Source organism: Gordonia sp. p3-SID1431, from assembly GCF_025143765.1.
In the GTDB taxonomy this organism is placed as follows: Bacteria; Actinomycetota; Actinomycetes; order Mycobacteriales; family Mycobacteriaceae; genus Gordonia; species Gordonia hongkongensis.
Window position 1 is genome coordinate 42,883 of sequence record NZ_JAMBDT010000001.1, and the last position, 24,443, is coordinate 67,325.

Annotated in this window: 25 protein-coding genes and 1 tRNA gene; 14 read left to right on the plus strand and 12 right to left on the minus strand. The window is 68.3% G+C overall.

What is annotated here, in order from left to right; all coding sequences use genetic code 11:
• Nucleotides 1-77: 77 nt before the first annotated feature.
• From M4D77_RS00215 to M4D77_RS00225, 3 genes are read right to left on the minus strand one after another with little or no spacing between them, the layout of a single operon-like run.
• On the minus strand, nt 78-983 hold the full coding sequence (locus M4D77_RS00215; protein WP_137808661.1) for a glycoside hydrolase family 16 protein: 906 nt from the start codon (nt 981-983) through the stop codon (nt 78-80).
• 59 nt (nt 984-1,042) lie between these two features.
• Nucleotides 1,043-1,621: a nitroreductase family protein gene (locus tag M4D77_RS00220; protein ID WP_259935290.1), complete on the minus strand. Its 579-nt coding sequence runs from the start codon at nt 1,619-1,621 to the stop codon at nt 1,043-1,045.
• Between the two features lie 40 nt (nt 1,622-1,661).
• Nucleotides 1,662-3,278 carry an MFS transporter gene (locus tag M4D77_RS00225; RefSeq protein ID WP_259935332.1) on the minus strand — a complete coding sequence of 539 codons (1,617 nt, stop codon included), beginning with the start codon at nt 3,276-3,278 and terminating at the stop codon, nt 1,662-1,664.
• A 121-nt stretch (nt 3,279-3,399) separates the two neighbouring features.
• Between M4D77_RS00225 and M4D77_RS00230 the strand changes: the two genes are divergently transcribed.
• Entirely contained in the window at nt 3,400-4,062 is a 663-nt protein-coding gene (locus M4D77_RS00230) for a TetR/AcrR family transcriptional regulator (protein WP_058251062.1), read from the plus strand.
• Nucleotides 4,063-4,306: 244 nt separating this feature from the next.
• Here the strand turns inward: M4D77_RS00230 and M4D77_RS00235 are convergent, their stop codons facing one another.
• Nucleotides 4,307-5,608 (minus strand): hypothetical protein, encoded by a 1,302-nt coding sequence (locus tag M4D77_RS00235; protein ID WP_396266456.1) that lies wholly within the window; start codon nt 5,606-5,608, stop codon nt 4,307-4,309.
• A 148-nt stretch (nt 5,609-5,756) separates the two neighbouring features.
• Between M4D77_RS00235 and M4D77_RS00240 the strand changes: the two genes are divergently transcribed.
• Together M4D77_RS00240 and M4D77_RS00245 are read left to right on the plus strand one after the other, a co-directional pair.
• Nucleotides 5,757-7,022, plus strand: a complete 1,266-nt coding sequence (locus M4D77_RS00240; RefSeq protein ID WP_247451092.1) for an aspartate kinase — start codon at nt 5,757-5,759, stop codon at nt 7,020-7,022.
• A 2-nt stretch (nt 7,023-7,024) separates the two neighbouring features.
• Complete coding sequence (locus M4D77_RS00245) at nt 7,025-8,050, plus strand: aspartate-semialdehyde dehydrogenase (protein WP_247451094.1); 1,026 nt, start codon at nt 7,025-7,027, stop codon at nt 8,048-8,050.
• On the opposite strand, the gene M4D77_RS00250 is transcribed toward M4D77_RS00245, so the two are convergent.
• Nucleotides 8,047-8,766 carry a FadR/GntR family transcriptional regulator gene (locus M4D77_RS00250; protein ID WP_137808656.1) on the minus strand — a complete coding sequence of 240 codons (720 nt, stop codon included), beginning with the start codon at nt 8,764-8,766 and terminating at the stop codon, nt 8,047-8,049. The two genes, M4D77_RS00245 and M4D77_RS00250, sit on opposite strands and share 4 nt — an antisense overlap.
• 125 nt (nt 8,767-8,891) lie before the next feature.
• Here M4D77_RS00250 and M4D77_RS00255 point away from each other — a divergent pair, with 125 nt between their 5' ends.
• The 7 genes from M4D77_RS00255 (at nt 8,892) to M4D77_RS00285 (ending at nt 15,547) form a co-directional block, all read left to right on the plus strand.
• Nucleotides 8,892-9,410, plus strand: coding sequence for a gluconokinase (locus M4D77_RS00255; RefSeq protein WP_259935291.1), 519 nt, complete (start codon nt 8,892-8,894; stop codon nt 9,408-9,410).
• Nucleotides 9,410-10,804 carry a GntP family permease gene (locus M4D77_RS00260; RefSeq protein ID WP_259935292.1) on the plus strand — a complete coding sequence of 465 codons (1,395 nt, stop codon included), beginning with the start codon at nt 9,410-9,412 and terminating at the stop codon, nt 10,802-10,804. Before M4D77_RS00255 ends, M4D77_RS00260 begins: the two co-directional genes overlap by 1 nt.
• A gap of 43 nt (nt 10,805-10,847) precedes the next feature.
• The gene (locus tag M4D77_RS00265) at nt 10,848-12,257 is read left to right on the plus strand and encodes a hypothetical protein (RefSeq protein WP_396266466.1); all 1,410 of its coding nucleotides are present in this window, start codon (nt 10,848-10,850) and stop codon (nt 12,255-12,257) included.
• A gap of 127 nt (nt 12,258-12,384) precedes the next feature.
• Nucleotides 12,385-13,647, plus strand: a complete 1,263-nt coding sequence (locus M4D77_RS00270) for a lipase family protein (RefSeq protein WP_259935296.1) — start codon at nt 12,385-12,387, stop codon at nt 13,645-13,647.
• A 63-nt stretch (nt 13,648-13,710) separates the two neighbouring features.
• Nucleotides 13,711-14,400: a hypothetical protein gene (locus tag M4D77_RS00275; RefSeq protein WP_068969842.1), complete on the plus strand. Its 690-nt coding sequence runs from the start codon at nt 13,711-13,713 to the stop codon at nt 14,398-14,400.
• A 129-nt stretch (nt 14,401-14,529) separates the two neighbouring features.
• On the plus strand, nt 14,530-14,961 hold the full coding sequence (locus M4D77_RS00280) for an organic hydroperoxide resistance protein (protein WP_065630665.1): 432 nt from the start codon (nt 14,530-14,532) through the stop codon (nt 14,959-14,961).
• Between the two features lie 112 nt (nt 14,962-15,073).
• Complete coding sequence (locus M4D77_RS00285) at nt 15,074-15,547, plus strand: Dps family protein (RefSeq protein WP_068969841.1); 474 nt, start codon at nt 15,074-15,076, stop codon at nt 15,545-15,547.
• 78 nt (nt 15,548-15,625) lie between these two features.
• Here the strand turns inward: M4D77_RS00285 and M4D77_RS00290 are convergent, their stop codons facing one another.
• Nucleotides 15,626-16,156, minus strand: a complete 531-nt coding sequence (locus M4D77_RS00290) for a hypothetical protein (RefSeq protein ID WP_396266467.1) — start codon at nt 16,154-16,156, stop codon at nt 15,626-15,628.
• Between the two features lie 274 nt (nt 16,157-16,430).
• On the opposite strand from M4D77_RS00290, the gene M4D77_RS00295 reads away from it, so the two are divergent.
• Together M4D77_RS00295 and M4D77_RS00300 are read left to right on the plus strand one after the other, a co-directional pair.
• The gene (locus M4D77_RS00295; protein WP_068969851.1) at nt 16,431-17,807 is read left to right on the plus strand and encodes a DUF2252 domain-containing protein; all 1,377 of its coding nucleotides are present in this window, start codon (nt 16,431-16,433) and stop codon (nt 17,805-17,807) included.
• A 21-nt stretch (nt 17,808-17,828) separates the two neighbouring features.
• Nucleotides 17,829-19,193: a dipeptidase gene (locus tag M4D77_RS00300; RefSeq protein WP_068969840.1), complete on the plus strand. Its 1,365-nt coding sequence runs from the start codon at nt 17,829-17,831 to the stop codon at nt 19,191-19,193.
• Here the strand turns inward: M4D77_RS00300 and M4D77_RS00305 are convergent.
• On the minus strand, nt 19,180-20,247 hold the full coding sequence (locus M4D77_RS00305; protein WP_068969839.1) for an acyl-CoA dehydrogenase family protein: 1,068 nt from the start codon (nt 20,245-20,247) through the stop codon (nt 19,180-19,182). The genes M4D77_RS00300 and M4D77_RS00305 overlap by 14 nt on opposite strands.
• Before the next feature lie 213 nt (nt 20,248-20,460).
• On the opposite strand from M4D77_RS00305, the gene M4D77_RS00310 reads away from it, so the two are divergent.
• Nucleotides 20,461-20,904, plus strand: coding sequence for a helix-turn-helix transcriptional regulator (locus tag M4D77_RS00310; protein ID WP_068969850.1), 444 nt, complete (start codon nt 20,461-20,463; stop codon nt 20,902-20,904).
• Between the two features lie 65 nt (nt 20,905-20,969).
• On the opposite strand, the gene M4D77_RS00315 is transcribed toward M4D77_RS00310, so the two are convergent.
• Together M4D77_RS00315 and M4D77_RS00320 are read right to left on the minus strand one after the other, a co-directional pair.
• Nucleotides 20,970-21,584, minus strand: a complete 615-nt coding sequence (locus M4D77_RS00315) for a lipocalin family protein (RefSeq protein WP_068969838.1) — start codon at nt 21,582-21,584, stop codon at nt 20,970-20,972.
• 140 nt (nt 21,585-21,724) lie between these two features.
• Nucleotides 21,725-22,150, minus strand: a complete 426-nt coding sequence (locus tag M4D77_RS00320) for a hypothetical protein (RefSeq protein ID WP_058251076.1) — start codon at nt 22,148-22,150, stop codon at nt 21,725-21,727.
• A gap of 200 nt (nt 22,151-22,350) precedes the next feature.
• Here M4D77_RS00320 and M4D77_RS00325 point away from each other — a divergent pair.
• Nucleotides 22,351-22,424: transfer RNA gene (locus tag M4D77_RS00325), tRNA-Pro, on the plus strand.
• 71 nt (nt 22,425-22,495) lie between these two features.
• Here M4D77_RS00325 and M4D77_RS00330 read toward each other — a convergent pair.
• The 3 genes from M4D77_RS00330 to M4D77_RS00340 are packed head-to-tail and all read right to left on the minus strand — an operon-like array spanning nt 22,496 to nt 24,416.
• On the minus strand, nt 22,496-22,690 hold the full coding sequence (locus M4D77_RS00330) for a hypothetical protein (protein WP_065630670.1): 195 nt from the start codon (nt 22,688-22,690) through the stop codon (nt 22,496-22,498).
• Nucleotides 22,687-23,412: a haloacid dehalogenase type II gene (locus tag M4D77_RS00335; RefSeq protein ID WP_068969837.1), complete on the minus strand. Its 726-nt coding sequence runs from the start codon at nt 23,410-23,412 to the stop codon at nt 22,687-22,689. Before M4D77_RS00335 ends, M4D77_RS00330 begins: the two co-directional genes overlap by 4 nt.
• Complete coding sequence (locus M4D77_RS00340; RefSeq protein WP_068969836.1) at nt 23,409-24,416, minus strand: metallophosphoesterase; 1,008 nt, start codon at nt 24,414-24,416, stop codon at nt 23,409-23,411. Before M4D77_RS00340 ends, M4D77_RS00335 begins: the two co-directional genes overlap by 4 nt.
• Between the last annotated feature and the right edge of the window lie 27 nt (nt 24,417-24,443).

Here is a 24,443-nt window from a genome sequence, read left to right on the forward strand (position 1 = left end):
ACAAGAAATCCGCCCCGGGCCTGTCGGCTCGGGGCGGAGTCGTTGCCACCGTCCGCAAGCTACGGGCGCTCCTCAGCTCAGGGAGCGGGAGTGGACGGCGTGTAGCGCAACCAGTCGACCTTCATGGTTGCCGGGCTCGGAGTCGTCGACGACGGGGGCCCGGGCCAGATGCCGCCGACCGCGACGTTGAGCAGTGCGTACATCGGCTTGTCGAAGACCCACCGTTCGTCGCCGGTGAGCGAGGAGCGGTTGATCGTGTAGACCGCGTTCCCGTCGATGGTGAAACGTATCTGCGACGACGACTTGGTCACCGCGTAGACGTGGAAGTCGCCCGGATCGATGCCGGTGAGGTCGTGGCCCCGCTCCCAGCGGCCGGCGAGCGGCCCCGGCAGCGGCAGTCCGGGGAGGAGATCGGCGAGCGAGAGATCGAGTGATCCCATCGCGGTGCCCAGCGCCGTCGGGCCGTGCACGCCCACGTGGACCCAGTCGGAGGAGTTGATCGTCTCGGCGATGTCGACCTCGCCGGCCGCCGGGTACCCGACGGAGTCGATGTCGCTTCCCAGCAGCCAGAACGCCGGGTGCAACCCGCGACCCTGCGGCAGGGAGATGCGCGCGGAGATCGTCCCGTAGGTGAACTCGAAGCTGTCCTCGGTGGTGAGCCGGGCCGACGTCCAGCCGCCGGTCGCCGCGCGGCGCGCCTCGATGAGCAGGTTGCCGTTGCCGTCGAGTCGCGAGTTCAGCCGATCGGCGGTGTAGTTCTGCACCTCGTTGTTGCCCCAACCGCCGGCGCCGGTCTCGTGCTGCAGCGCCGACGGGAGAGTGCCGGCGGCGCCATCGAATTCGAGGCTGAACGGCTCGTCGGCGTGGGCGGCCGCCGGCACGGACAGTGCTGCCGCGGCTGTCAGTGCGGTGACGGCGGCGACGGGCGCGAGGTGCGCTGCCAGTCGGCGGAGGAGTCCTCGAGGTTGAGGTGTGACAGTCATGGAGAACAAGTACCACACGTCACTTCTGTCTCATATGCCTCGTTCGTCACATCGGCCGGTCAGGCGCCTGCGGAGCCCGGGAACGCGGGATGTCCCCAGCGACCCGCGAACGCGACCTCGGACAGCGGGAGCCGGGTGCGGGGTTTCTCGTCGCGGGCGCGGATCTCCTCGGGAAGGGACGCCGGGTCGGCGAGCGCGCCGACTCCGAGCAGCACCAGCGGTCGTTTGTCGGCGGGGATCCCGAAGATGTCGCGGGCTGCCTCGGCGTCGAAACCGGCCATCGGATGGGCATTGAAGCCGAGGGCCTCGGACTGCAGGATCATCTGCGCCACCGCCAGTCCACAGTCGACGGCTCCGTACGTGTGGGCCTTCGAGTCGTCGGGGTCATCGGTGGTGCAGACCAGGATCAGGGCTGCCGAGCGCGGCGCCCACCCCGAGTTCCCCCGGGTCAGGACGCCGGCGAGGGCGTCGAACGTCGGGTCGCCGCGCAGTCCCGCGATGAAGCGCACCGGCTGCACCCGCCCCCAGGTGGGAGCCCAGCGCCCGGCGTCGACGATCGTGGTGACGTCGTCGAGCGAGATGGTCGCGGACGGATCGTAGCCGCGGGCGCTACGGCGGCCCGAGATGAGTTCGTGCATCCGCCCGAGGGTAGTGGCGCGGCGATCGCCGGGCTCGCTGTCAGGAGTCGGTGCGTGCGACGCCGACGGGACCGGTCGCCGGGAGCGAAGCGAGCGGGACCGAATCAGCACCGTCGGGAAGTTGCACCTCGGCGACCGCGGCCTGCGGATCGGTGGGCTCGTCGCGCATCACGAACAGCAGGACCGTGCCGAGTGCAAGGAGCGCGAGACCGCTCGCCAGCGACGCCGCGTGCATGCCGTCGACGAAGGCCTGCTTCGCGGCGGTGGCCAACCCCTCTCCGGCCGAACCCATGTCGGTCGCCCGGTGCAGGGTCTCGCCCAGGGTGTCGCCGAACGACCAACCCCGGTCGCCGTCTCGGAACACGAGGGTGGCCAGCGATCCGAGAAAGGCCAGGCCCATCGCGGTCCCGAGCTCGAAGCTCGTCTCCGAGATGCCCGACGCGGCGCCCGACCGCTCCGGCGGCACCGAGCCGACGACCACGACAGACACCAGGCTGAACTGGATGCCGTAGCCGACGCCCGCGATCGTCGTGCACAGCACGTACACCCAGACCGGGGTCGAGGTGCCGAGGCTCAGCATGCCGAGATTGCCTGCGGCGGCCAGGCCGACAGAACCCACGAAGGCCAGCCGGGTGCCCAGGAACGCGGCGACCCGGGTCGCGCCGATGGAGAACACCGCCACCGCGACGGCCATCGGGAGGCCGGCGATGGCCGCGGCCAGGACGTCGTGGCCCATGACCGACTGGAGGTAGACGCCGGTCAGGTACGACATGCCGCCGAGGGCCATCATGCCGATCAGCGCAACGGCGACCGCTCCGCTGAACTGCGCGTTGCCGAACAGCTTGAGGTCCAGGAGTGGTGACGTCACCCGGCGCTGGTGCAGCAGGAACGTGATGAGCAGCGCGGCACCCACCACTCCGGCGACCACCACGCCGGTCGTGGCGCCTTCGCTCGCGACCGTCTTGACGGCATAGACGAGCGGGAGGATTCCGGCCATCGAGAGCACGACGCCGACGACATCGAACGGGTCGTTCGTCGCGGCCCGGTACTCGGGGATCAGGCGCGGCCCGAAGACGAACAGTGCGGCGAGCACCGGGACGTTGATGAGGAAGACCACGCCCCACCAGAAGTGGTGCAGCAGAACGCCTCCGATGACCGGGCCGACCGCACTGCCGCCGGCGAACGCCGCGGTCCACACGCCGATCGCGCGCCCGCGCTCGCGGGCGTCGGGGAACATGTTGGCGATGAGCGACAGGCTCGAGGGCAGCAGGGTGGCACCGCCGATGCCCATGAGGGCGCGCGCCGCGATCAGGATCTCGGGCGAGGGTGCGAAAGCAGCGATGACCGACGCGATGCCGAACAGGGCGGCGCCGGCGAGGAGGATGCGTCGACGGCCGACGCGGTCACCGACATTGCCCATCGTGATGAGCAGCCCGGCGATGAGGAAGCCGTAGATGTCGAGAATCCACAGCTGCTGGGCCGCGGACGGCGCGAGTGCATCGGTGATCGACGGGATGGCGAGGTACAGCACCGAGACGTCCATCGAGACCAGGAACACCGGCAGGGTCAGCACGGCCAGTCCCAGCCACGTTCGCCGGTCGGCGGTACCCGACGTGGTCGGGCGGAGCCGGTTCGACGGGTCGAGCTGGGCGGACATCATTCCTCCTTCGCGGCAGACGGCAGCTACCTACGCGTACGGTGTACGCGGGTCAGCGTACGGGGATGAGTACGCTGTACGCAATCGGATTATTCCCGCCCTGAGCAGGAGGAACGAGGACGTGACGGCCGACACCTCGAAACTGTCGACGGCGACGATCGTCGATGCCGCCATCGCCGTGGCCGACGATGCCGGGATCGGCTCGCTGTCGATGCGGCGGGTCGCCGAGAAGCTCGGGGTCGGGGCCATGTCGCTGTATCGCCACGTCGAGGACAAGGACGCGCTGCTGCAGGCGATGTCGACCGAGGTCGGACGGCGGTTCCCGTACCCCGTCGACACCGCGCCCGAGTGGCGGACACGGGTCGGGATCGCCGTCGACGTCGACTGGGACCTCTACACCCGGCATCCGTGGGTGGTCCTGGCCTACTCGTCGCCCCGGCACAGTTACGGCGAGGATTCGCTGGCGTGCCTCGACTGGCTGGCGGCCGGATTCCTCGAGCTCGGCGTCGGCATCGAACGCGCCACCGACATGGCGCTGTCGGTCTGGAGCTTCGTCCACGGCGTCGCCCTTGTCGCGGTGAGCGATCAGTTGCTTCACGACGACGCCCTGCTGCCGTCCGCGGGACTGGCCGAGGTGATCTCGGGGGAGTCAGAGGTCGAAGTCCCGTCGCATCTCGCCCGCCTCGCCGGCCGTCGCGATGCCGGCCGGCTGCTCGATCCCCGGGCGCGCCTCGACGCCGGAATCGACTACCTCTGCCTGGGATTCGCGGCGTCGGCGGTGTGACAACCTTCGGCTCCCTGAGGAGCGGGCGAAGTGGTTTTTATGCTCCCTGAGATGCGAGCGTAGCGGGTCGTCTCCTGCTCCCTGAGGTGCGAGCGTAGCGAGCCTCGAAGGGTCTCGCACGGCATCTCACCAGGCCCTTCGAGGCTCGTCGCTATCGCTCCTCGCACCTCAGGGAGCAGAGGGTCCGCTCGTCGCGCTTGGGGGTAGAGGGGTCGCGCTCCTCGGGGAGCAGGGCAAGCGGTTGTCACATGGCGTGGGGGAACACGGTCAGCATGTGCGCGCCGAACCACGAGCTGCCGACCACGATCGGCACGACGATCAGTCCCGCGACCACCGGCCGCATCCGCGCCAGCGCCATCGCCAGCGGGATCAGCAGGACGAAGGCGGGCAGCAGCAACCGGGGCCGGCTCATCATCAGTCCGCTCGACAGCACGATCTGCGCGACCAGCAGCGAACCGTAGAGCAGGACCGGCCACGGCACCCGTGACCAGACGGCGACGCCCAGCATCACCAGCGTGCTCAGCACGATCCACGACGTGGCCACCGGGGCGATCTCGGCCGAATGGACGAGCATTTCGTTGATGAACTCGAAAGCGGCCACGCCCCAGTCGAACTGGGTGTCCCAGCCCTCGGTCTGGATGCGGAACCACCCGGTCGGCGACCCGGTGTGCGCCCACACCACGCAGAGATAGGCGAGGTAACCGAGCGGGCTGATGACGATGGCGACGATCGCGCGGACGCGTGCCGCTCTCGGGACGTCGGTCCCGCGCGCCTGCCACAGGAACACGAGGGCCGCGAGCATCACGACCCCGATCAGGACCGCCGCCGTCGGCCGGCACAGACCGCAGAGCCCCGCGACGACGCCGGCGAGGAGCCAGCGCTTCTCGAGGACCCCCACCAGCGCCCACACCGCGAGCGCGCAGAACAGCGCCTCGGTGTAGGCCATGTTCAGCACGATCGACATCGGCGTCGCCGCGAAGAGCACCACCAGGAACAGTCCGGTTCCGCGTTCGGGTGCCGGGCCGATCGGGGACCGTCGTGCCATGAGTCGGGCGCACACCATTCCGAGACGTGCTGCACCGATCGCCGCCACGCATCCCAGGATCAGGTTCACCGTGATCGCCGCACCGAAGGGACTCAGGCCCGGCAGCTTCGCGATCAAGCCCACCAGGTACGGGTAACCGGGAAAGAAGGCGTACGCGGTGTCGACGGTGTGCAGACCCCGGGCGTCGGTGAGCGTGTAGGGCACGCCGTCGTAGCCGTGGGTCGCGATCGCGATCATCCACTGCCCGTCCCAGACCGCCAGGGAGTCGCCCAGCGTGGTGCCGCGGAGATCGGCGAAGCGGGCCAGGACGAGGATGCCGACGGCCCGGATGACGAGGAAGACGAGGAGAGCGTCGAGCCACCAGCGATGACCACGGACCGCGGCGGGCGACGAACCGAGCGGACCGAAATAGCCGCGGGTCATCGACGCCAGTCGACGGCCGTAGCTGTTCGTACCGACGGGACCGGTTCCGGTGTCACCGACGTCGGTTGGGGAGGCCACGCGAGCGATCCTAGGGCGGATCACCTCGGTCCGGTCCCGTCGGGTGGGGCGGAGACCAGGTCAGAGCGGTCGCGGCGGTCCCGGTAAGGTTGTCCCGGCAAGTTGACGTCTATCGACCGGCACACTGGCCGGCGGGAGGTAACTCGACGTGGCCCTCGTGGTGCAGAAGTACGGCGGATCCTCGGTCGCAACGGCCGAACGCATCCGTCGCGTCGCCGAGCGGATCGTCGAGACCAAGAAGCAGGGCAACGACGTCGTCGTGGTCGTGTCGGCGATGGGCGACACCACCGATGAGCTCCTCGACCTCGCCCAGCAGGTCAACCCGGCGCCGCCGGCCCGTGAGATGGACATGCTGCTGACCTCGGGTGAGCGGATCTCCAACTCGCTCGTCGCGATGGCGATCAGCTCGATGGGCGCGCAGGCGCAGTCGTTCACCGGATCGCAGGCCGGTGTCATTACGACGAGCAGCCACGGCAAGGCCAAGATCATCGACGTCACGCCCGGGCGCGTTCGCAGCGCACTCGACGAGGGCAAGATCGTGCTGGTCGCCGGCTTCCAGGGCGTCTCGCAGGACACCAAGGACGTGACCACACTGGGACGCGGCGGCTCCGACACCACCGCGGTCGCGCTGGCGGCCGCGCTCGAAGCCGACGTCTGCGAGATCTACACCGACGTCGACGGCGTCTACTCGGCCGATCCGCGGATCGTGCCCGACGCCCGCCGTCTCGACACCGTCTGCTTCGAGGAGATGCTCGAGCTGGCTGCCTGTGGCGCCAAGGTGCTGATGCTGCGGTGCGTCGAATACGCGCGCCGATACAACGTTCCCGTTCACGTGCGCTCGTCGTACTCGACCAAACCCGGCACCATTGTGACCGGATCGATGGAGGACATCCCCGTGGAAGAAGCCATTCTCACCGGCGTCGCACATGACCGCAGCGAGGCCAAGATCACCGTCGTCGGCCTCGACGACAAGCCCGGTTACGCCGCGCGGGTGTTCCGCGCCGTGGCCGACGCCGAGATCAACATCGACATGGTGTTGCAGAACGTCTCGAAGGTCGACACCGGCAAGACCGACATCACCTTCACCCTGCCGCGCGAGCTCGGGCCGCTCGGCGTCGAGAAGCTCACCAAGCTGCAGACCGAGATCGGGTTCACCGATCTGCTCTACGACGATCACATCGGCAAGGTGTCGCTCGTGGGCGCGGGCATGAAGTCGCACCCCGGCGTCACGGCCACCTTCTGTGAGGCCCTCAGCGACGCCGGCGTGAACATCGAGCTGATCTCCACCTCGGAGATCCGGATCTCGGTGCTGTGCCGGGACACCGAACTCGACGACGCGGTGCGCGCTCTGCACGCCGCCTTCGATCTCGGCGGCGAAGAAGAAGCCGTCGTCTACGCCGGAACGGGGCGATAGCAGTGGGCGTACGTATCGGAGTCGTGGGCGCGACCGGTCAGGTCGGCGCCGTCATGCGAACCCTGTTGGCGGAGCGCAACTTCCCGGCCGACGAGGTGCGCTTCTTCGCGTCCTCGCGCTCGGCGGGCAAGAAGCTGCCGTGGGGCGACGGCGAGATCGTCGTCGAGGACACGGCCACCGCCGACCCGTCCGGACTCGACATCGCGCTGTTCTCGGCGGGTGCCACCATGTCGCGCGAACAGGCGCCGCGGTTCGCCGAGGCCGGCGTGACCGTCATCGACAACTCGTCGGCCTGGCGCAAGGATCCCGATGTGCCGCTGGTGGTCTCGGAGGTCAACGGCGAACTGGCCAAGAACCCGCCCAAGGGCATCATCGCCAACCCGAACTGCACCACGATGGCCGCCATGCCGGTCCTCAAGCCGCTCCACGATGAGGCGGGCCTGCAGCGACTGATCATCTCGAGCTACCAGGCGGTCTCGGGTAGCGGTCTGGCCGGTGTCGACGAATTGGCCACCCAGGTGCGTGCGGTCGCCGGCGACGCGGAGAAGCTCGTGCACGACGGTTCCGCCGTGGACTTCCCCGCCCCGAACAAATACGTCGCGCCCATCGCGTTCAACGTCGTGGCGCTCGCCGGTTCGCTCGTCGACGACGGTTCGGGTGAGACCGACGAGGACCAGAAGCTGCGCAACGAATCGCGCAAGATCCTCGGGCTGCCCGGATTGCTCGTGAGCGGAACCTGCGTACGCGTGCCGGTGTTCACCGGCCACTCGCTGTCGATCAACGCGGAGTTCGCGAACCCGCTGTCGGCGGCACGTGCACAGGAGATCCTCGGTGGCGCAGCGGGTGTGGAGCTCGCGGACGTGCCGACGCCACTGGCCGCCGCCGGCAAGGATGCCTCGCTGGTCGGCCGGATCCGGCAGGACCCGGGTGTTCCGGACGGCCGCGGTCTCGCGCTGTTCGTCTCGGGGGACAACCTCCGGAAGGGCGCGGCCCTCAACACGATTCAGATCGCCGAGCTGCTCGTCTAGAGCACCTCAGGTGGCGGGGGCGATACAGCAGCCGCCGCTTCGGTGATGATCGCGCGCATCGACGCCTCCGCGACCTCCGGGTCGCGGAGGCGTATTGCTCTGGCGACGTCGTCGTGCAGTGCGATGGCCACCGGATTCGGTGTCGCGGGCATCATCCCGTGATGGGTGCGGCCGGCGAGGACCTCGTTCACCACCCCGGTGAGCGACCGGAACATCTCGTTGCCGCTGGCCTCCAAGAGCGTTCGATGAAAGACCTTGTCGGCCAGCAGGTACGACTCGAGGTCGCCGTTGCGCCCGTGTACCGACATGTCCGACACGGCTGCCGCCAGGATGCGGCACTGGTGCTCGTTCGCGCGCTCGGCGGCGAGGGCCGCCGCCACCGGCTCGAAGCCGCGTCGTAGCTCCGAGAGGGTGGCGAGGAACTCGGCGCGGTCGGCGCCGTCGAGGCGCCAGCGGATCAGCCGGGCGTCGAACACGCTCCATCGGGTCCGCGGCTGGATCGTGATGCCGACGCGGCGCCGGGATTCGACGAGGCCCATCGACTCGAGAACCCGGATCACCTCGCGGGATACCGTCCGCGACACCCCGTGGTCGGCGCTGATGGCGTCGAGGGTCAGCACGCTGCCGGCCGGCTGCGCTCCCGAGACGATGCGTCGGCCGATGGCCGCGAGGATCTCGTCGTGCCGCTCGCCTGTGCTCCGTGTGCCCTGACTCACCGTTTCATCTTCTCATTGATCGAGGTACGGACAAATGTGCGTACTTAATCTCCCCTGAGGCTTGCAAAAGTATGACTATTGAGGCAGCCTACGTGATCAGCAGCACAGCGTGGTGAGGAGTGAACATGCGATCGCCGATCGTCGTCATGGGGGTGTCGGGGTCCGGGAAGTCGACCGTCGGAGCGGCGTTGGCGCAGCGCCTGCGGGTGCCGTTCGCCGACGCCGACGACTTCCACCCCGCCGAGAACATCGCCAAGATGTCGGCGGGAGAACCGCTCGACGACGACGACCGCCGACCCTGGCTCGAGTCGATCGGCGTCTGGCTCGCCGAACACGCCGACGGCGGTGTCATGAGCTGCTCCGCGCTCAAACGGCATTACCGCGACCATCTTCGTGATCACGCACCGACGACGCTGTTCGCGCATCTGGCCGGGTCGGTCGAGGTCATCTCACGACGGCAGGCATCACGCCCGGGGCATTTCATGCCACCGGCCCTGCTCGCCTCGCAGTTCGAGACCCTCGAGCAGCTGACCCCCCACGAACGCGGCCTGACCGTCGACGTGGACCAGAGCGTGGACGCCATCATCGACGAGCTGGTCGAGGCCCTCTCGCACGGTTCCGATCTCGACGCCGAGGAGAACTGATGTCGCCGACCACCACGATTCTCGCCGTGAGCACAGATCTGCCGCAGCCGGTCGCGCCCGGTTGGCAACTCATCGTCGCGGCGCTGGCGGGTATCGCCGTCATCGTCGTGGCGATCACGATCGCCAAGGTCCATCCCTTCCTGGCGTTGGTGGGCGGCGGCGCGACCGTCGGCATCGTCGCGGGTGAGTCGATCCCGACGGTCCTCGAGTCGTTCACCGCCGGGTTCGGAACCACCGCAGCGGGAGTCGGCATCCTGATCGCACTCGGCGCCATGTTCGCCAAGCTGCTGGCCGACTCCGGTGGTGCCGACGAGATCGTGGCCACGATCGTCGGTCACGCCTCACCGCGGATGCTGCCGTGGGCGATGGCGCTCGTCGGCGCCATCATCGGTCTGCCGATGTTCTTCGAGATCGGTCTCGTGCTGTTGATGCCGGTGATCTACCTGGTGGCCCGACGCTCGGGTCTCGGCCTGATCCCGATCGGCATCCCCGCGCTGGCCGGGTTGTCGGCGATGCACGGGTTCGTCCCGCCGCATCCCGGCCCGCTCGTGGCGATCGACGCCCTCGGCGCGGATCTCGGCATGACACTCGGACTCGGTGTGCTGGTTGCCATCCCGACCATCATCGTGTCCGGGCCGCTCTTCGGCGTGCTCGCCGGGCGATGGGTGACGGTCGAGGCCCCGACGACCTTCGACGTCGATCCGTCCGACGGCCCGACCACCAAGCGACCGTCCTTCGCGATCACCATGATCAGCGTCCTGCTGCCCGTCGTGCTGATGCTCGGCAAGGCACTCGCCGAGATCTTCATCGCCGACGAGGACCAGCCCGTGCGCAAGGTCCTCGACATCCTCGGCACGCCCCTCATCGCGCTGCTCATCGCGGTGATCGTCGCGATGTTCACCCTCGGCCGCGGTTCCGGGATGGACCGCGAGACAATCTCCAAATGCACGGGCGCGGCCCTGCCCGCGATCGCGGGCATCCTGCTGATCGTCTCCGCGGGTGGCGGATTCAAGGAAGTTCTCGTCGACACCGGCATCGGCACCCTGCTCGCCGACTGGGCGACCGGCGCGAACGTCTCGGTGCTCCTGCTGGCCTGGACGCTCGCGGCACTGATCCGCCTGGCGACCGGATCGGCGACCGTTGCCACGATCACCGCGTCGTCGCTGATCTTGGGCCTGGTCGACGGGATGGGTTCGGGAGAACTGTCGCTGGTCGTCCTGGCGATCGGTGCCGGGTCGGTGTTCCTGTCCCACGTCAACGACGCCGGTTTCTGGCTGGTCAAGGAGTACTTCGGGATGACCGTCGGCCAGACCTTCAAGACCTGGTCGATGATGGAGACGGTCCTCTCGGTGACCGGATTGATCGTGGTACTCGCACTCGGCTTGGTCATCTGAGCCGGCCCTCTGTGCGGTAGCTTGACCACTCATGACACGGAAGATGCGGGTCCGGGCGGCGGTGGTCACCGGGGTTCTGGCGTTGGCGGCGACGCTCGCGTACCCCGCAGCGGCACAACCCGATTCGCCGAGCACCGGACTCGGACCGAGCGACACCTCGCTCATGCACGGCGACCTCGCCTCCACGGACTCCACGGCGCATCGAGGCCCCGGCCGCGGGGCTCGACTGGCCGGCTCCTCGATCCCGGGCGGCGCCTGCGCGGCAACGTTCGTGGGACGCGACGGGATGCCCGTCGCGTTGTGCACGCAATTCGTCGGATCGTCGCCACCGGCATTCGCGGCGCCGTCGGTCGTCCTCTTCGATCCCCGGACCGCGCAACCACTGGCGTCGACGCAGCTGACGAAGGGCGGACTGCTCGGCGGCGTGTACGGCTATCTCGACGACCGCGACCGGGTGGTCGTCGCCGACGGGTCCGGGTCGATTCTCCTTGTCGCGCATGCGAAGACGGCCAGCGGCTGGCGGGTGTTCGTCGACGATCGGGTCGACGTCGACCACGCGATACCGGCGGGTGACGCGATCACCGGCCTGGCGCCCGACTTCGACGGCCGCGTGTGGTTCGCGACGACGCGCGGGGTGGTCGGGACAGTCGACCGGCATGACACCGTGCGGGCCACCCGGCTGCCGGCGGGGGAGGAACTGGGCAACGGACTGTCCATCCGGCGATCGGGGGCGTCGATCCTGACGACGCACGCGCTGTACGAGATGCGCGCCGAACCGGGGAGCGCACCACGAGTCGTCTGGCGCCGTGCCTACGACCGGGGGCCGGCACGGAAACCCGGACAGCTCACCTGGGGCTCGGGGACGACGCCGACGTACTTCGGTCCCGGTGGCGATGGCTGGGTCGCAATCGTCGACAACGCGGAACCGCCGGATCTCCGCGTGCTGCGCAGCGATGACGGCTCCGAGGTCTGCCGCATGCGGGCCTTTTCGACGTCCGGGCCGGGCACCGAGAACTCGCCGATGGCCTGGGGCAATTCGCTGGTCATCCCGAGCACCTACGGCTACCAGTACCCGCCGATGGCGCTGCGGGGTCCGTCGGTCCCGGCCGACGCCCCGTTCGTCGGCGGCGCCACCCGCATCGATGTCGGCGAAAGCGGTTGCCGCCGCGTATGGGAGAACGGCGACCGGATCGCGACGCTCCCCAAGTTGTCTCGCGCTGACGGTCTGATCCACGCGATCGGGTATGGCCCGATCCAGCCGAACCTCCCACAGCAGTTCGGCGAAGTCGCCTACGTGGCAACCGACTTCGCGACCGGCCGGCGGGTGGCGACGGTGCCGGTCGGGACGGCGCCGTTCGACGAACCACTCGAGCTGACCGGGACGATCACGGCCGACGGATCGCTGTGGCAGGCAACTCTCAGCCGCGTGCTCAAGGTGACGCCGGGCCGCTAGGCCGTCGATCGGCGACACCCCTGTGGCCCTCTGCGAGGCGTCGCGCGCCCGGAAGCGACACCAGTCACCTGACTCAAGTTACTGTGCGGTAGGTTACACAGCCATGAACTGGAAGTCGGGGAGAACCATGACCCATCGCAGGACATCGAGACGGACGCTCGGGATCGCCGCGCTGGTGGCAGCGTGCGTCGCGTCGCTGGCCCCCGCAGCGGTCGGTACTGCAGCGGCGGCGGATTTCTACACCCCGCCGGCCCGGTTCGCGTCCGAGCCGGGATCGGTGATCCGCAGTCAGCCGAGTCCGCTGCTGCTCCAGATCCCCGGCATGGCGGGTCAGTGGCCGGGGACCGCCCGCAAGGTCATGTACACCTCGCGTTACCAGGACGGAAAACCCGCCGCGGTCACCGGAACCGTCATCGAACCCACCGCGCCATGGCGCGGCAAGGGACCGCGACCGACCGTCGTCGTCGGCTCCGGGACCATCGGTCAGGGCGACCAGTGTGCGCCATCGAAGCTGATGACCATTCCGTTCGCGGTGGATCTGATGAAGCCGGGCATCTCGGTGAACTACACCGCCCCGGAGATGTACTACATGCTGGTCAACGGCGTACGGGTGTTCCTCACCGATTACATCGGGATGGGCACGCCCGGTGTCCACACCTACGTCAACCGCGCGGAGACCGGTCAGGCGATGCTCGACGGCGCCCGGGCCGCACTCGCGATCTCGGGCGCCCCGAAGGACGCCCCCGTAGGTTTCGCCGGTTACTCGCAGGGCGGTGGCGCAGCCGCGTCGGCCGCCGAACTCGCCGAGACCTACGCACCGGAACTCGACGTGCGCGCGACCTACGCCGGCGCGCCCCCGGCCGACCTCGAGAAGGTCATCCCCGCGATCGACGGCACCACCATCGCGGGGGCGATCGGCTTCGCCGTCAACGGGCTGACCGAGCGGTATCCGAACGTCGCCGACGTGGTGCGACGAGAGACCAACCCCACCGGCAAAGCCGCGCTGAAACAGCTCTCGACCAGCTGCATCGGGGACATCATCCCGGCCTTCGGTTTCCGCCGCGTCGAGACCTGGACCCGAACCGGCGAGACTCTGTCGTCCCTCATCGCACGATCCCCGGGAATGCAAGAGGTTGTCCGCCAGCAGCGGATCGGTCGCCTGAAGCCGAACGCGCCCGTCTTCGTCGAAGGCGGACTGCACGACGACGTGATCCCGTACGGCCAGGTCGCGCAACTCGCGGCGGACTGGCGCGCCCAGGGCGCCGACGTCACCTTCGTCACCGACCCCACCCCGCCCATCTTGACGAAGTCGATCGTGAACCATGTCGTCCCCATGCTCGGCACGTTCGTCCCCGGGATGGAGTTCGTCCTTGCCGAGTTCCGGAAGTGAGCCGCTCGCGGCCGAACCTCCTCGACGCTGGAGGCCCGCCGGGGTGAGTGGCAGGATCGGGGCATGACGGATCCGAAGGACCCGGCCGGGGGCGCGTCCGGCGATTCTGCCGCGGATGACCCCGATCGCGTCCCGAGCCAGGCCGAGCTCGACGCCGAGGATCTGGCGGCCATCGAGCGGTCCTCCCGAGATCGAGATCAGTCCGCGCTCTATCCCTCGCGGCCGGGCGATCCGGGACCGCCGCCGGAGGCGCTGGCGGTGCACGCGCGCATCGTGTGGTGGGGTGCGGCCGTGATCGGTCTCGTGCTGACGATCTACGGCTTCTTCAACCTCGGCACCATCACCGACGATCTGCGCAGCCGACTGCTCGAAGGCGTGGTCTCGGACCCGGCGAACTCCGCACCCGAGAGTGAGGTCGAGACCCTCGCCGGCTTCTTCCCGCCGTTCATGCTGGTGATGATCGTCGTCGTGCTGGCCATCGAGTACGCGTGCCTGGTGACCGCCGCGTCGCAACACAGCCGGCATCTCCGCAACTTCTTCCTGGCCGCCGTCGTCGTGCATCTGCTGTGCATCCCCGTCGGAGTCGACCTGCTGTTCCGATACCCGGACGTGTCGTCCGTCATGGTCGTCCTGAGCTACCTCCAGTTCGGTCTCCTGGTGGTCGCCGCCCTCTGCACCCTCCGGCGACCGGTCAACCAGTGGCTGCCGGAGTCGACCCGGATGAAGCCCACGCGGATGATGCGCGGACGGTGAACCGGACTCCGACGCCGGTGTCGTGACCATCACGTCGCCGTCGCCGGTGTCGTCGGAATGTTCAGCGAGCGGGGTGGGTTGAACCGACCGTTGGCCCGAACCCGCACTGAGCATCCAGGAGGATTTCGAATGGCAATCGAACCGGTGTACACCATCTCGTCGAAGGCGTCCGGGGGCGGACGCGACGGCGAAGTCGTCTCGGCGAGCGGCCAGATCGATCTGGACCTGCGGCCGCCGAAGGAACTGGGTGGCAGCGGTGAGGGGACCAATCCCGAGGAATTGTTCTCGGCGGGTTATGCGGCCTGCTTCCTGAGCGCGCTGCGCGCCACCGCCAAGCAGGCCGACACCCCGGTGCCCGACGGGGCGACCGTAGACGTGGCCGTCGGGATCGGAAAAGACCCGGCGGACAACGGATTCGGTCTCACCGTCGCCATCGAGGTCTCGCTGCCCGGCCTCGACGAGGCCAAGGCCAAGGAACTCGCCGACCTCGCCTACACATTCTGTCCGTACTCGAAGGCGACCAAGGGCAACATCGACTCGTCGGTCACCGTACGCGTCTGATCGTTGAGCCGTGCGGGGTGTCGGTGTCGGCGCCCTTCGTGGCTCGTCGCTATCGCTCCTCGCACCTCAGGGAGCAGAGGTAATCCATAGGACAAGAAGGGAGTTCTTGATCATGACCAACCCGATCACCAGCACGCTCACCGACGAGCAGCAGTCCGTCGCCGGAAAGGCGTTGCAGGACACCCTCGTCGACCTCATCGACCTGTCGCTCATCGCGAAGCAGGCGCACTGGAACGTCGTCGGCAAGCAGTTCCGGTCGGTACACCTCGACCTCGATGAACTGGTCACGGTGTCCAGGGAGTTCACCGACGCGGCCGCCGAGCGGGCCACCGCGATCGGCGTGAGCCCGGACGGCCGTGCCGAGACCGTCGCCAAGACCGCCCACACCAAGGGATTCGGTGAGGGATGGACCAAGGACAGCGACGTCGTCGAGTCGATCGTCGACAATCTCAAGGCAGTGGTCGCGGGTCTCCGCGAGCGAATCGGGGTCACCGAGGAGGCCGATCCGGTCACTCAGGACCTGCTGATCTCGTTCGCGTCGAAACTCGAGCAGCTGCACTGGATGTGGCAGGCGCAGATCGCGTGAGCGAGTACGCCTGACCCTCTCACAGCAACGAACCCCCGTCGACTCGCGACGGGGGTTCGTTGTGTCCCGGGGGCCTGATCAGTCAACAGACCGAGCAGACTCGGGGGTGCCGGGATCGGAGGTGCCGGGATCGGGGGCGTCGACGGCGGGATCGGCGTCATCGTCGGCATAGGAGTCGCTGAAGGACACCCGAGGCGTGGTCGCCGAGTGGTACAGCGCGATGCCGACGTACACCAGGGCGGCCACCGCGAACACCGCGGACACGAGGATCGCCGCGATGTGTGCGACGGTCGCGAACACCCCGTCGAGCGGCCCGGTCGCGAGCGCTCCCGCAGCGGCCAGCGCCGCGCCGAGCAGAGCCCACGCGGCACTCCGTATCCACGGGGCCACCACCGAGACGTAGAACAGCCGTTGGTAGATGGTCAGCGAGAACTCGTCGACCGCGGCCAGCCGGACCTCGTCGCCGCCGGCGAGGTCACGCAGTTCGCGCGCCAGCTGGGTCTGACGCTGCAGACTCGTCGATTCCCGCTCGCGGTACCGCACGAACCCGATGACGCCGAGCGCCGTCGCCACGAGCCCCAACCCGACCATCACACCCCAGTAATCCACGACGTTCACGCTACAACTAGAACCTGTTGCAGCCGTGAAGCGGGTCACACGCCCTGGGCGGCGGTCGGCAGATCCCGGTGGACGCGACCCGGACGCGACCGAGGGAACGTGGCGCAGATTGATCACCGATCCATCGGCGGAACTACCGACGGGCTGGAAGAATTCTCTCTCGGAGGACTTCGTTTTCGGCGGCGTTCACCCGCGGGTTCCGACCGGGCCCGGACACACGGACCTCTGCCTGTGGCGGGGCCGCATCGACGTGAAGGAGCACTCCGTGTCGACACTTCTGTCCACTCCGCCCACCGCTGTCGAACTCGCCGCGTGCCCGACGCCGACGGAGCGGGCCGACCCTCTGCGCATCCTGGAAGCGCAGGCGCAGACCCGGGTCGCGGATCTCATCCCGGTTCGGCACGCGCGGATGTCGGCGACGCCGTTCACCTTCTATCGTGGTGCGGCCGCGGTGATGTCCGACGACCTGTCGAGAACGCCGGACACGGGGATCATCACCCAGCTGTGCGGCGACGCGCACCTGAGCAATCTGGGCCTCTTCTTCAGCCCGGAGCGTCGAATGGTGTTCGACCTGAACGACTTCGACGAGACGCACATCGGACCGTTCGAGTGGGACGTCAAGCGTCTCGCCGCGAGCTTCGCGATCGCGGGACGTAACAACGGACTCGACGACGCGACCAATCGTAGGGTCGCCAAGACCGTTGCCAAGGCGTACCGGCGGGCGGTCGTGCGCAGCGCGTCGAAGACGACTCTGGAGAACTGGTACGCCGGGATCGACGTCGACCATTTCCTGGCGGAGTTCGGGCCCAAGCTGGACACGTCGATGAGCGAGCGGACGCAGAAGGCGCTGAAGAAGGCGCGGCACCGCGACAGTGCGCAGGCCCTCGCGAAGCTCTGTGTGATCGGCGCCGACGGCTCCGCGCACATCCGCAGCGACCCGCCGCTGCTGGTGCCGCTGCACGAGCGGTTCCCGGCCGAGACCGCCGAGATCGTGGCCGAACGGGTCCGCGAGCGGGTCAGCGCCTACCGCGACACCGTGCCCTTGCACGTGCAGGCGCTCCTCGACCAGTTCGCGATCGTCGACATCGCGTTCAAGGTGGTCGGCGTCGGCAGTGTCGGCACGCGGGCGTGGATCATCCTGCTCACCGGCAAGGAACTGGGTGATCCGTTGTTCTTGCAGGTCAAGGAAGCGCAGCGGTCGGTGCTCGCCGACCATGTGCCGGCATCGGGCTTCGACAACCAAGGGCAGCGGGTGGTCGAGGGGCAGCGCCTGCTCCAGGCGACGAGCGACCTCTTCCTCGGCTGGTCGACCGGGATCGACGAGAACGGTGAGCGACGCGACTTCTACGTAAGACAGCTCCGCGACGGAAAGGGCTCGGTCGTCGTCGAGGCCCTGAGCGCGGAGGGGATGAAGTTGTACGCACAGCTGTGCGGGCTGGTTCTCGGTCAGGCACATGCCCGGACCGCGAGCCGGTTCCGGATCGCCGAGTACCTCGGGACCACCAAGGGTTTCAGTGACGCCATCGCCGAGTTCTCGCTCGCGTACGCGGATCTCAACGACTCCGACCACACCCGGATGATGGAGGCCATCGGTCGAGGTGAGCTCGAGGTGTACGACCTGGCGGCCGAGGGCAAGAGTTGAGTCCGACAGGGAAGGTCGCCGGTGGAACCGACTGCGCGCGAGGATGAGACGTCGTTGCGGGAGCAGGTCGCCGCGCTGATGCCGCAGGCGAGATCGGATCTCGCGGAAATGGTCCGGTTCCGGTCGGTGCACGCCCCACAGCAGTTCCCCGTCGAGGAGTGCGACGGGATGGTCGACTGGCTGCTGGCGGCCTTCGGTGCCGTCGGCGTCGACGACGCCGCCGCGCATGTCACCAGCGACGGCAGCAAGGCGATCACCGGGTCCATTCCCGGCCCGGAGGGGGCTCCGACCGTCCTGCTCTACTTCCACCACGACGTGCAACCGCCGCTCGGTGACGACGAATGGGACTCTCCCGTCTGGGAACTGACCGAGCGGGACGGGCGGTGGTACGGCCGCGGAGCTGCCGACTGCAAGGGCAACATCGCCGTGCACCTCACCGCGCTGCGCGCGCTCGCCGGCCAGGCCGGGGTGACGGTGAAGATCATCGGCGAGGGGTCCGAGGAGCAGGGGACGGGAGGCCTCGAGGACTTCGCGGTCCGCAATCCGGACTTGCTTGCCGCCGACGCGATCCTGATCGCGGACTCCGGCAACTTCGCGGTCGGGAAACCGAGTCTGACGACGACGCTGCGCGGCATCGCGAACGTCGTCGTGTCCGTGGAGACGCTGGGGTCGGCGATGCACTCCGGAATGTTCGGCGGGGCCGCCCCGGATGCACTCGCGGCGCTCATCTCGATGCTCGCGACCCTGCGTGACGAGCACGGCAACACCACCGTCGCCGGACTCGATGCCGACGCCCGCTGGTCGGGTGTGTCCTACCCACCCGACCGATTTCGCAGCGATGCAACGGTTCTCGACGGGGTCGACCTGGTCGGATCGGGATCGGTGTCCGACATGGTGTGGGCGCGCCCGGCCGCGACGGTGCTCGGCATCGACTGCCCGCCGGTGGTCGGATCGTCGGCGGCGGTGCAGCCGCGGGCGCGGGCGCGCATCAACCTCCGCGTGCCACCGGGGATGGACCCGATGGTTGCGCAGGACGCGCTCGTCGAGCATCTCCGCAAGGTCGCGCCTTGGAACTCACGGGTCTCCTTCGAGCGCGAGGCGGTGGGCGCGCCCTTCGTCGGATCCACCCGCGGTCCGGCGTACGACACGCTCACCGGCGCCCTGTCGACCGCCTACGACAGCGAGGTGTTGATCCAGGGGCAGGGTGGCTCGATCCCGTTGTGCAATGTTCTCCAGTCGCTGTTCCCCGACGCCGAGATCATGCTGTTCGGCGTCGAGGAACCGCGGTGCCTGATCCACGCACCCAACGAAAGCGTCGACCCGTCCGAGATCGAGCGGATCGCCCTGGCCGAGGCACTCTTCCTGCGCGACTTCAGGTACCGCTGAAGCGGTGTAGCAGAGCTGTTTTGAGTTCCGGGCGGCTCGCGGCCACCAGGACGAACGCGGCTTCGCGGAACAACCGTTCGGAATCACTTCCGCGCACGACGCCGCGGCCGCCGTCCGCGGACACCAACGCGGCCGCGGCATCGAGCGCCAGAGCCGCGGCGTCGGCCCGTACCACCAGCAGTGCGGTGGCATCCGCCATCCCGGCGTCGAGCGCGGTTCGGACGACGTCGGCGCGCTCGCGCAGCGCCCGCCCCTCCCGGTGATGGCCGCCGACATCGAGCAGTGCCGCACAGCGCCGCACCAGGCCGAACGGGAGGGTGCCGTTCAATCGGACGCCGACGTTCTGGGTCGCGAAGAATTCCGCGAGGCCTACGCGCGTGACCTCGCGATCGAACGGGACCATCAGACCGTCGACCCGGAGGGACACCGTGGTCGTCGCGGCGGCGGCGGACAGATCCACGGGTGTTGCCCGGACCGCTGCGGACGACCTGCCGCCGACCAGATCGGGCATGCGCAGGATCGCGGAGATGACGTCATCGGTCGCGGCGTCGCGCGCCGAGATCTGGAGCAGGTCGACGACACCCCAGCCGCTGACGAACGGCGCGTGCCCGTTCAGGAGCCAGCCGTCGTCGGTGCGCGTCGCGACCATCCGTGGTGGCGTGGGGACGACTCCGGCGTAGGCGACGCCCGCGCGTAGACGTCCGCTCACGGTCGCGTCGAGGAGTTCGCCACGTAGCTCGTCGTTGGTGCTCCGGGCGAGGGACAGGACGACGCCGTGGTGCTGGATCCAGGTGAAAGCGGTGGCGAGGCAACCACTGGTGAGCACTTCGAGGATCTCGGTGACCTCACCGAATTCGAGTCCCGGCCCGCCGGCCTCGACCGGCGCCGCGATGCCGTACAGGCCGGCGTCGGCCAGCGCTCGCCAGTGGGATTCGGGGACCGCTCTTGTGCGGTCCACCTCGCCGGCCGCCGGGAACAGGACCTCGTCGGCCACCCTGAGCGCTGCTGTTCGCAACTCGGCTCGTCGCTCGCCTCCGGCGTCCTGGGTGGTCACGACTCTCACAGTACGACGAGTGTCCGGGCCGGCAGGGAAGTTGGACGACTGACCGACTCCGCCGTCGCGGCCGTTCACGGAAGTTCGCGTCGCGCAGCACAATCGCGGGACCGGGATCCTTGAAAGTGGGACCAAAGGCCCAAGACCGCAGGTGTGACCGTCGATAAACTCGTGTATCGGGTGGGAGCATTCTCTCGCGTGGAAGGAACCCAGGTGACCGCAGTCCTCAATGGTCGTGACGTTCAGTCGATACGTGTTGTGCCGGAATCGGTTTCGAGTGTAGTACGGTCGGACGTCCGGACGAGTGAGCGGTACCTGCGTGCCGCGGTCGCCGACCTCATCGAACAGAATTTTCGTGATCCCGACTTCAGTGTGGAGGTTGTCGCCCGGCACCTGCACGTGAGCCGCCGGCACCTGTACCGGGTGCTCGCCGGTGGCACCACGTCGCTCGCCGAGATGATCGCCGATCGACGCCTTCAGTGGGCGGAGGGGCTGCTCATGGGTCCGGGCAACCTGAAACTCGAGGCCATCGCCCACGCGTCGGGATTCGCCTCGACGGCGACGATGCGCAACCGCTTCCGGTCGAAGTTCGGGTGCACCCCCGACGAGTTCCGCCGGATGGCGCCGGCGTCGGGACCGGACGCCGAGGCCAGCTGAAACAACTCCGGCGCAGACCTTTTCATGTCTGCGCCGGAGTCTTCGTCATCGTCTGGCGTTGACCGTCACACGGTGCAGAGCGGTGAATAGTCGCTGCGACCACCGGTGGTCGGCGAGACGAGGAACGTGCACGGGTTGTACCCGACCTTCTCGATCTCCTTGGTCAGGCGACGCAACTCCGAGTTGGGGACCACCTTGTCGCGCGACAGCAGGAATCCCGATCCGCGCGAGGGGTCCCCGACGACCGCGTACCGGTACGGCCCGGCGGGATCCGGCCCGTCTTCGAGGTAGGCGACGATGTAGTTCGGTGCGCCGCCCGGGTTGATGCTGCCCGGTGTCTGTGGGAACCGAACGCTCAGTTGGGCATTGGTCTGCGGGTCGACGACCGTCGCACGGCCGACGACGCCACCACGCATGCCGGTGGGGCCGGTGCACTGGTTATCGACGCCGATCGTCTTGGCGTCGATGTAGGTGTAGGTCGCGCTGGTATCCCGGGCGCAGGTGACCCCGAAGAAAGACGGCACGGTGGCGAGCTGCCACCACTTGCCGAGGTAGCGATCCACCTCGACCTTCGCCACGGGGGCCAGCGGTGCGGCTTGCGCCGGACCCGTCCCGGCGGCGAAGCCGACGCTGAGGAGGACGCCGGCGACAAGGGCTGCGAGGGACCGGGTGATGCGCATGTGTTCCTTTCGGGCGGTTCGTCGTCGCGCCGCCCAGGTGGAGCAGCGTCACCAGACGATTCGGACCGGATGCGCGTCGTGGATTGGTTCCCCGCAGCCCTCGTCTCAGCGAACTGTCGTCACTGCGTCAGAGCGGTCGGTCACAGGTTGTATTCGTTGTTGGGGTTCCAGGTGGAGACAGCCCAGATCACGATCAGGTCCAGCACGATGATCAGGATGGCCCAGGCCGGGTAGTAGGGCAGCCACAGGAACTGCGCGATGATCGACAGCGAGGCGATGATGATCGCAGAGATCCGCGCCCAGTCGGCGCCCACCGCGAGACCGCCGGCGACGAGGACTCCGACGATGCCGAGGATCAGGTGGATCCAGCCCCAGGTGGTGAGGTCGAACTCGAAGATGTAGTTCTGCCCGGCGACGAACAGGTCGTCGTTCGCGATCGCCGAGATGCCCTGGAAGATCGAGACCAAGCCGGCCACGAAGAGCAGCGCGGCGGCCACGATCGCGATACCGAAGGCGAAACCCTGTTTGGCCGACGAGTTGGCCTGCTGATCGGGGGAAGCGCTCATTGTTTGGCGTGTCCTTTCAGTGGTTGTACGCCGACTCCCTGGTCCCGACCGACGGCGCGGCGGCACTGGTACGGATGGACCACATCAAGGATGGGATGTGCGACGCTACTTCGCACGGGTTTCAGCCACACCGGGCACATCTTTGACCAGGCGATTTAGTAGTCGGCGGGGGCGGGGTATAAGCTATCGCAGGCTACACACGGGGTGTGGCGCAGCTTGGTAGCGCGCTTCGTTCGGGACGAAGAGGTCGTGGGTTCGAATCCCGCCACCCCGACGCAAGGTTGAGATTGCAGAAGAGACCCTGACCTGGAGAAATCCGGTCGGGGTCTCCTCGTCTCTGCGGGGTCACTCCGGGTCCTCGTCCGACGACGACCGGCCACCGATGTGGGCCAGGATGATCGGGTCGTCGGTCACGACGCGGTCGACCTCCTCGCCGCCGTCGCAGCGCAGCAGACCCAGGGTGATTCCATCCGGTCCGTGATGGACCACCCGCCACGACGCCCCCGAATCTTCCCAGCGCAGCAGGTCGTCGAGTGTCATCGGGACGGGCCGGTCACCGACGGGCTCAGCTGCCGCGCGAGGTCGAGGAGATCCGTCGCGTGGAAGTCGTTGTCCGGCGAGCCGGAATCATCCTTCTCGTCCCCGCCCCACTCGTCCGGCCGCTCGACGAAGGCCGTCCGCAGGCCGAAGGAGCGCGCGGCGTCGAGATCGCTCTGGTGGGTGGCCACCATCATCACCTCGGCGGGCTCCACCTCGAGCAGATCCGCCAGCCCGCAGTAGGTCTCGCGCGCAGGTTTGTAGTGCCGCCAGAGGTCGGACCCGCCGATCACTTCCCAGGGGAACGCGTTGTACCGGGCCATGTCGGTGAGCAGTGCGACAGTGCCGTTGCTCAGTGCGCAGACGATGTGATCGCGTTTGAGGAGTTGCAGACCCTCGACCGCGTCCGGCCAGGCCGGAATCGTCCGCCACGCACGGACGAGGGTGCGGGCCTGATCGTCGTCGAGTGTCAGTGCAAACAGCGAGGCGACGTCGTGCAGCGTCTCGGTCTGCAGGTCGTCGAGGCGACGCCACGGCAGTTCGCCGGATTCCACGCGAGCCAGGATCGGCGAGTACCGGCGTCGCCACTTCTTGGCGAACGCCGCTGCGTCGACCTCCGGTGCGATCGCGCCGACGGCGCCGGAGATCCCGGTGAACCAGTCGGTGACCGTCCCGAAGGTGTCGAACGCCAGGACCTTCACGCGGGGATGAAGGTCAACGCTCACATGGTCTCCCGGGCCAGCTGCGGGAGCGACTGGTCGGCGTCGTAGTCGGCATCACCGTGCGACACAGGTGTGAGGGTGAGCAGGCTGGCCTCGGGGCGGCAGCAGAAGCGTGCCGGGGCGTACGGGGACGTGCCCAGGCCCGCACTCACGTGGAGCTTCATCGACGATCCCCAGCTCGACGGACCCTTGACCCGGGAGCGATCCAACTGGCAGTTCGTCACCAGAGCGCCGAAGAACGGCAGGCAGAGCTGGCCGCCGTGCGTGTGTCCGGCCATCACGAGGTCGTAGCCGTCCGCGGCGAACCGGTCGAGGACCCGCGGTTCGGGGGAGTGGGTGAGTCCGAGCCGCAAGTGTGCCAGGGGGTTCGGGCGGCCCGCGATCGTCTCGTAGCGGTCTCGCTCGATGTGGGGATCGTCGACGCCGGCCGCGACGACCCGCACGCCGCTGACCTCCAGCTCGCGGACCGTGTGCGTCGCGTCGAGCCATCCACGCTCGGTGAACGCCGCACGCAGATCCTGCCACGGCAGGGGATCGCCCTGGGTGCGCTGATGGTCCTTCTTGAAGTACTTGAGAGGGTTCTTCGGTTTGGGACCGAAGTAGTCGTTGGACCCGAAGACGAACAGGCCGGGCCGCGACAACAACCCACCCAGCGACTGGATGACCGACGGCACGGCCTGCGGGTGCGCGAGGTTGTCCCCGGTGTTGACGACGAGGTCGGGTTCGAGCGCCTCGAGCTCGGCGATCCACGCCTGCTTGAGCCGTTGGTTGGGCATCATGTGCAGGTCACTGATGTGCAGGACACGCAACGGCGAGGCGCCCGGTTCGAGAACGGACAGCGTCGTGTGTCGTAACGCAAAGGCGTTGCGCTCGATCACCGTCGAGTAGAGCAGACCGGCGGCGGCGAGCCCCGCCACGCCGGCCAGAGCGCGCGCGGGTACCCCGGAACCGGACGGACCGAGGCGAGAGATGCCGAGGCGTGCGATGTCGAGTTCGGAGTGCTGCATCACCCCAGAATACGCATCCCCGACGAC